This window comes from Propionibacterium acidifaciens DSM 21887 (assembly GCF_000426605.1).
In the GTDB taxonomy this organism is placed as follows: Bacteria; Actinomycetota; Actinomycetes; order Propionibacteriales; family Propionibacteriaceae; genus Propionibacterium; species Propionibacterium acidifaciens.
This window is the reverse complement of record NZ_AUFR01000056.1, coordinates 1-6894: the sequence shown is the minus strand read 5'-3', so window position 1 is coordinate 6894 and position 6894 is coordinate 1. Positions and strand designations below refer to the sequence as shown.

Genomic DNA, 6894 nt, shown 5'->3' with positions numbered 1-6894 from the left:
TGGGAGATCCCGAACAGTTCAGCGAGGAGCTCCTGTTCAAGATTGTGACGCAGACTGGCCAGAACGAGCCGGACGCTCTGGTGGGGGCCGAGCCGCCGTGAACCGGCCGACGGCAGATCACCGCCGGTTGCCGCGTGGATTCTCCGGCACAGGTCGTGCATCTGGGTTCGGGTCAGTCGTGTGATAGCATGGGGCCTGCGGCCTGTTCCTTGATAGTTTCTTGTCACGCATTAATTATCTCGGGGCAGGCCGCCCTTCGTCTTCTGCGACACGCCTCCACGAAACCATCGACAACAGCTTAGATCATCCCTATGAATAAGCTTCATCAAATGGAGCTTCAAGCACTAATTGATCAAGTATACGTGCTTGATGACGTTAGTGTTGCTTTCTTACGGCTTGAAAAGAAGCGCAATCGTCCAAAAGTGGTGATTCAAATTGTGTAATAATTTGGCTGCTTTAATTACTGGTGCAAGTAGTGGGATTGGTAAAGCAGTAGCGTGGCGACTTGCTCGATCCGGAATCCGTGTACTCGTGGGATATAATTCCGGAAGTCAACGCGCACAGAAACTATGCAACGAGATCAGGAGAGAATGTAACATTGAGGCTACCCCCATATTCATTGGGCTGGATCATCCTCGTCACGTGAATAACCGTTTTCATGACATTATTGCTGAGCATGGCCCGATTGGGTATTTGGTCAACAATGCAGGTGTCAACGACAGATCATCAGGTTTTTCGTTGGATGCGAAAAGATTAGACGAGATCTTGACAATCAACCTTAAGTCTCCGCTTCTTCTAACCTCAGCGGCTGGGAGTTATTTTGTTAAAAACGGAATCAAAGGCGCAATCGTAAATATTACTTCTGTACATGATAAGATTCCAATTTCAGGTGGAGCCTTGTACTGTGCCTCGAAGGGGGGACTTGCAGTTGCCTCTCGAGCGCTAGCATTAGAATTCGCGCCGTTTAATATTCGACTTAATATCGTTGCTCCGGGAGAGACGGCAACGCCAATGAACGGCATTGATGAAGAAAATCAAAATTCCATAATTCTACGACCTGCTATTCCGAGTGGTAGAGCAGGTGAGACAGCAGAGATTGCCAATGCGGTGACTTGGCTTCTAAGTTCAGAAGCGTCATATGTAGTCGGTGCAACGATGTATGTTGATGGTGGTCTACTACTTATGGCAGCCGAAGAAAATGCTAAAGCGTTGTCCAAAAATTAATCTTTCGACAGACAGATATTTGTGTTTGAAAGGAATGAAGATGAAAGCAGTTGTTATTAATCGAACAGGTTCTGCCGATGAACTTACATACTCGGATCTTCCAGAACCAGAAATAAATTCATGTGATATTCGAATCAAAGTGGCGGCTGCTGCGGTCAATCCAGTTGACATCAAAACTCGTTCGGGATTTCTTGGTATTGATCTCACATTTCCTGCTATCTTGGGATGGGATGTTAGCGGTACGGTCGAGGCTACCGGTGCTGATGTCACAAAATTCAAGGTTGGTGACGCAGTCATGGGCATGATCGCTCAATCTGTGCGCAGACGCGGAACGTACTCAGAGTTCGTAGTTGCTCCGGAAACGTTATTTGCGTCTGTACCGGAGAAACTTCCTCTTGAACGAGCTGCAGCAGTACCATTGGCTGCTATGGCCGCTGCGCAACTTCTTGACAAGGTCAACTTGACCCAAGCTTCCCGAGTCCTTGTGACCGGTGCAGCAGGAGCAGTCGGTCGTGTAGCCGCTCAGTGGTTGCTTCAAAGAGGTCATGAAGTAGCGGGTCTCGCACGTTCCTCTGACCGTGACGATCTGACTAGGTTGGGAATCACGGTGGTTTACTCAGATATTGCAGAGATCCCGCGATATGCATTCGATGCAGTGCTTGATACTGCTGGCATCTCCGGCACAATTGCGGCAGTACACGATAAAGGAGCGTTCGTGTCAGTCGCAGACAACCGGCAGCCTGAACCTCAGCGCGGGATTATCCCGACAAAGAGTTACGTCCAGGAAGATGGGGCGCGGCTTGCAACAATCGCTGAACAAGTGGCCTGCCATTCTTTAGTAGTTACGGTAGGGAGCAGGTATCCCCTGTCAGAAGCGGCTGCCGCTCACCGTGATTTTGAAAAGGGAGGCCTTCGTGGAAAGGTGTTGTTAATACCATGAACACTCTAAATTACATTTCTCTGGCTGTGCCGGACATTAAAGTGGCAGCAGATTGGTTCACTCAAGTGGTTGGGCCACCGGCTAGTGGAAAAGCTCTATTTGAGTTTGATCCGAGTGTCACGGTAAAACTGGTCGAGTGCAAGTCAAGCGAACTCGGACTGCCATCAATATTCGATCTTGGGACGCTCCATCTTTGTTTTCGTGTAAGGAATATTGAAAAGGTTGCTAACACACTCATTTCTTTGGATGATACACGCTTGATGGGTGATATTGTCGATACTGGCGAGGGGCCTATCGAGGGGAATCGATGGATTTATTTTAAAGCGCCGTGGGGTACCTTGTTCGAACTTCAGGAATGGCCGAACCCACCTGCTTATATGTCAAATTCATCGGTCAGACTTTACCATGAACATCCGGTGCAACGGCCAGGAGCCTTGTACGGAATTCAAGGACTAGATCATGCTGGTTATAGTGTATCAGATCTTGAGTCGGCGATCATGAACCTGAATGATCTTGCAGGTGGAGTGGTTGTCTTGAGAACCGAAATATCTGTTGATGCTGATTTTACTTATCGTCAGTTTGGTGTCGATGTTGCTTCGACATCTCGGATGGCTATGGTAGCAATTGATGGACTAAATCTCGAGTTGTTCGAACATGGTGTTTCTGATAAAAATCCGCCACGAGCAATCACTGAGCTTGGGGGGCATGAGCTTACTCTCGGAGAGTCAAAATGGGCTTCGGATCTGTCGGAGGGTATTGCTCCGAAACGGAGAATGAATTTTGATTTTCCAGGCTGAAGCCCTGCTCTTCGATTTGGATGAGACACTTGTTAGGTCTTCGTTCTCAATCATTACTGCATGGACGAAGTTCGCGATGAGAATGCACCTTGATTTTGATGAGATTAAAGTGCTTCTACCGGGTCGGCGTGGAACGGACATAATAAACTTGGTATGTCCTCAACTGACGAATCAGCAAGTTCAACGCGAGTTGGAGACTGTACGTGAGGATGAGATAAGATCTGCTGTGAATATTGAACCTATGTCAGGTGCTGCTGAAGTTTTGAATTCACTGAACGACTGGCAATGGGCAGTCGTTACGGCAGCTCCAAAATCGCTCATGGAAGCACGGATGCACGGTGCCGGGCTACCAACACCTAAGGTGGCGATTTGTGCCGAGGATGTTTTTTCTGGAAAACCTAGTTCAGAAGGGTTTCTTGCCGCAGCTCAACAATTGGCAGTACGTCCGGATCGTTGCATTGGGTTTGAAGACTCAGCTCTGGGATTTGAGGCACTCGATGCCGCTGGCATACGAATTATTGAGGTAGGTCGCAGCACGCCCAGTCGGTGGAAGTCAGCGATAGCTTCGGTCAAGGATTATGGTCGGTTATCAATACGTATTATGAAATCATATGTTGAAATTGAAGTATAATGAATATTATAAAAATGGATGTAGGCGGAACTTGGACTCGCATCAGTAGCCCGCATGGAGTAGACAAGATACCCACACCGAGCGTTTTGCATCGCCAGGGGATACCGCATGACCAACTCGTTCAGGAATTAATCCGTCTCCTTGCTGATCATGCCCCGCGCAATAGTACAGCATATGTCTCACTTGGTGCTGCTTATGATCAAGAGACTGGCATTGCTTATGGGTCAGCGCCACTTTGGGGCCCTGGGCAATGGGATGTCCCGATTAGACACTTGTTAGAGGGTGTACGACCCGATGTTCGTTGGAGTATTGTAAACGATGTTTCCGCAGGGTTGGCTCACCTTGTGAGCAAGTATGCAAGGTTTAGCGATAGATACGTAACTTATCTAACGATCAGCAGCGGAATTGCATTGAGAACTGCCCATGCACCAACACGCTGCATTGAAGTTGATGCTGGGGGGGTTACAAGGTGAAGTTGGGCACCTCCCTGCTGCGTCTTTTGCGCCAGAGACAGTCCGCTCTCTCAAATGTGATTGTGGGCGACGAGGTCATATTGCTGCTATATCATCTGGACCCGCGATCCCTCGGGTAGCATGTGCTCTTGGATTGGTCAAAAATGTTTGTCCGATCACCGAGCTTGACGTATTTTATGATAATGAGGAAGGTCGACTGCTTCTCAGAACTATTGTTGAACCGATCGCGCAGATTGTGAGATGTGTCTGTACGCTGCAACCCCATACTGATCTCATCGGAATTGGCGGCGGTGTCCCAGCTGGTATCGGGGAAGCATATAAGCAAGAACTGATGCGTCAGCTGTCTGCCGAATCGTCCTATGCCGATGGTATGAGGACCAGATCAACTCGGATTATGATAGTGGGAGATCATGAAGTATCCCCTGAAATAGGGGCTCAGATCTTGATCACTGAGAAATTCCAAATACAGAAATAGAAATGATGGAATCTAATATGTACTTCCATAAGGCAATCGTAAGACATGGTTCTCGCTGTGTCATTGAATCTGTTCCATCGGAGTGTGCTTGTAAGGGCGATTTGATCGTTGCTCCTGAAAAAGTAAGTATTTGTGGAACTGATATCCAGATTCTTAGACGATTACGTGATGACCCTGCTTTAATAGTTGGTCATGAGGGATTATCAAAGGTTGTTGCAAGAGGTCAGAGCGTCCATGAGTTTAAAGAAGAAGATCGTGTGATTATCAATCCAACTGATCCCACTAATCCCAATTTTCTTCTTGGGCATAACCTCAACGGGCTTTTGCAGGAACGAGTTAAGATTCCGGCCGTCGCGGTGGATGCGGGATTGGTTACTCATGTTTCACAATCGATTTCCGCTTCGCGCGGTACTCTAATAGAACCGCTTGCTGTTGTGTTCTATGCGCTGGAATGTTTAGAACTTGAACACCCAGACAGCCTTCTCATAATTGGAGATGGACTTATAGGTAATCTTGCATCTCTTGTAGCGTCGTATGTTTTTAATAAAACGATAGCATCAATTACTGTCGTGCATAGAGATCAACTTGGATTCGAATGGACACAATCCTTCAATCCTCATGTGGTCAACGTACGATCTGTGAGGGAAGCATCAAAATATGTTGGGAACAGCGTCGCGCTTCTATCGGCGACGCATCGTGGTGGGACTGAGCCGCTTCTGACTGAGAGCGCACGCGTTCTTGGTGCACGCTTGGTGGCAGCCCATCTAGTTGGTGGACTTCCTCCTGGCTCGACTAGTCTTGAATTTCCCGATGTTGACCTTCATCAAGTTCGAATGGTGAACACGGGCGGGAGCTGGCCGCCAAACCGAGTGGTATTTTCCGACTCTAGAAGGATGACGGTTCTTACAGGAAACAGAGGTGTTAGTACGACGAGACTTAAAAATGCGTCAATTTTTCTTCAAAATTTAGGCTCTGAGTCGCTAATTGACAGACTTATCACACATGACTGCGGTGTTCAGGAAGGTGTTGAAATTTTGAATAAAATGATCAATTCTTGTTCTCGTGTGATTGATGGTTTGCTTGTTATGCGTCTAGTCATCTCATTTTGACGGCTCTTCACAATCGAGGGTGTAGGTGTGGGCTTGGTGTCAAGGTGTGAAAGCAACGAGGAGCTGCTCGTAGGTTTTGTGTGGCGTGTATGACAGCAAGAAAACAAAATCGTCATCCTCTTGAACGGTCAGTTAAATTTCAGGTATGGTTGTCATGGAGCAGGATCGTTTCTGTGGCCGTCATGAAACAAAATCGTTTCTGGTTTCGCGGGGTGGGAGGTGTTCGAAGTCGTGGTCGAGTGTTCGGCTGGCGATGTGTGAGGCGGACGCGCCGAGGGTTTCTTCGGGGTCTCGTGCTGGATGGTGGTGGTGTTGTTCTTGGCCGTGTTCCGGACGTGCTCGGCCGGGTTGTGGTCGGGCGCGTACGGCGGCAGGAAAACAGGGGTGATGCGCTCCAGCAGCCGGCCGGGCTCGTAGAGGCCGGTCAACGCTTTCGCGTGGTGGGATCGGGCGTTGTCCGGGACGACCGCGATCTTGCCGGCCTCGGTTTCGCGTTGGAGTCGTTCCAGCGCGAGGATCGTCTGCTCGGTGTTCTGGTTGCCCTCGATCGGGTACAGTTTGACTTTTTTGCTGGTCGGGGAGAGGGCGCCGAAGAAGGACTGGGACGTCTTCTTCCGGTCCACGGACGGTCTGGTGCGTTGTCCTTTCGGGGCTGCATGCGGCGGGTCCAGGCCTCGTGCTCCAAGCGGACCTCGCCGACCGCGTACACCTCCCAGCCCTGATCCAACAGGGCCTTGACCTGGGTCTTCACCTCGGCCATGCGTCTGGTGACGGCTTTCTCGTTGCGGTGCTCGTCGAACGGGTCGGGCAGTTTGAAGCTCAGCCCGCAGAAGCGCAGGAGCAGCTGGTACGAGGAGTCCGACTGGTATTCCACGTCGGACAGGGTCTTCACGGCGTCACGTATCGCTGGGACGTCCCAGAACTCGGCGCGGACGCCCGTCTGGGAGGGCGGCTGGGCGAGGATTTTCTTGAGTTCTTGTTTCTGGTCGCGGGTGAGTTTCGCCGCGTTCTGGTTCCCCGCATGGCCGGTCAGGACCGAGCACATCCTGGTGGCCTGCCAGTCGGCCGGCCATTCCTGCACTGTCCTCTCGGTGCGCTCGACCATCTTCGCGATGATGTCGATTCCGACTCCTTCAGAGGCGTACAGGATCGCTTCTGCTTTCATCCGCACCAGCACATGATTGTCGGAACGCTTCTTCCACCCGACCAGGACGACGGTCTCCTCCAAGGTGACCCCGACCCGCA

Annotated in this window: 8 protein-coding genes; 7 read left to right on the top strand and 1 reads right to left on the bottom strand. The window is 50.1% G+C overall.

The genetic code is table 11. The features are described 5' to 3' along the window. Positions 1-435 precede the first annotated feature (435 nt). The 6 genes from K336_RS18075 (at position 436) to K336_RS16365 (ending at position 5649) form a co-directional block, all read left to right on the top strand. Entirely contained in the window at positions 436-1224 is a 789-nt protein-coding gene (locus K336_RS18075) for an SDR family oxidoreductase (RefSeq protein WP_081660838.1), read from the top strand. Further along, the gene (locus K336_RS16370) at positions 1166-2164 is read left to right on the top strand and encodes an NADP-dependent oxidoreductase (RefSeq protein ID WP_211223511.1); all 999 of its coding nucleotides are present in this window, start codon (positions 1166-1168) and stop codon (positions 2162-2164) included. Before K336_RS18075 ends, K336_RS16370 begins: the two co-directional genes overlap by 59 nt. Next, positions 2161-2961 (top strand): VOC family protein, encoded by an 801-nt coding sequence (locus tag K336_RS18760; RefSeq protein ID WP_155945106.1) that lies wholly within the window; start codon positions 2161-2163, stop codon positions 2959-2961. Before K336_RS16370 ends, K336_RS18760 begins: the two co-directional genes overlap by 4 nt. Then, complete coding sequence (locus K336_RS18070; protein ID WP_162142619.1) at positions 2945-3592, top strand: HAD-IA family hydrolase; 648 nt, start codon at positions 2945-2947, stop codon at positions 3590-3592. Before K336_RS18760 ends, K336_RS18070 begins: the two co-directional genes overlap by 17 nt. A gap of 423 nt (positions 3593-4015) precedes the next feature. Then, positions 4016-4540 (top strand): ROK family protein, encoded by a 525-nt coding sequence (locus tag K336_RS20265; protein WP_155945105.1) that lies wholly within the window; start codon positions 4016-4018, stop codon positions 4538-4540. 17 nt (positions 4541-4557) lie between these two features. Further along, positions 4558-5649 carry an alcohol dehydrogenase catalytic domain-containing protein gene (locus tag K336_RS16365; RefSeq protein WP_043151063.1) on the top strand — a complete coding sequence of 364 codons (1092 nt, stop codon included), beginning with the start codon at positions 4558-4560 and terminating at the stop codon, positions 5647-5649. Positions 5650-5801: 152 nt separating this feature from the next. On the opposite strand, the gene K336_RS19450 is transcribed toward K336_RS16365, so the two are convergent. Beyond that, positions 5802-6272: a transposase gene (locus tag K336_RS19450; RefSeq protein WP_051245776.1), complete on the bottom strand. Its 471-nt coding sequence runs from the start codon at positions 6270-6272 to the stop codon at positions 5802-5804. A 164-nt stretch (positions 6273-6436) separates the two neighbouring features. On the opposite strand from K336_RS19450, the gene K336_RS19815 reads away from it, so the two are divergent. Continuing rightward, the coding region (locus tag K336_RS19815) for a hypothetical protein (protein WP_233418768.1) at positions 6437-6894 on the top strand (458 nt) is incomplete at its 3' end.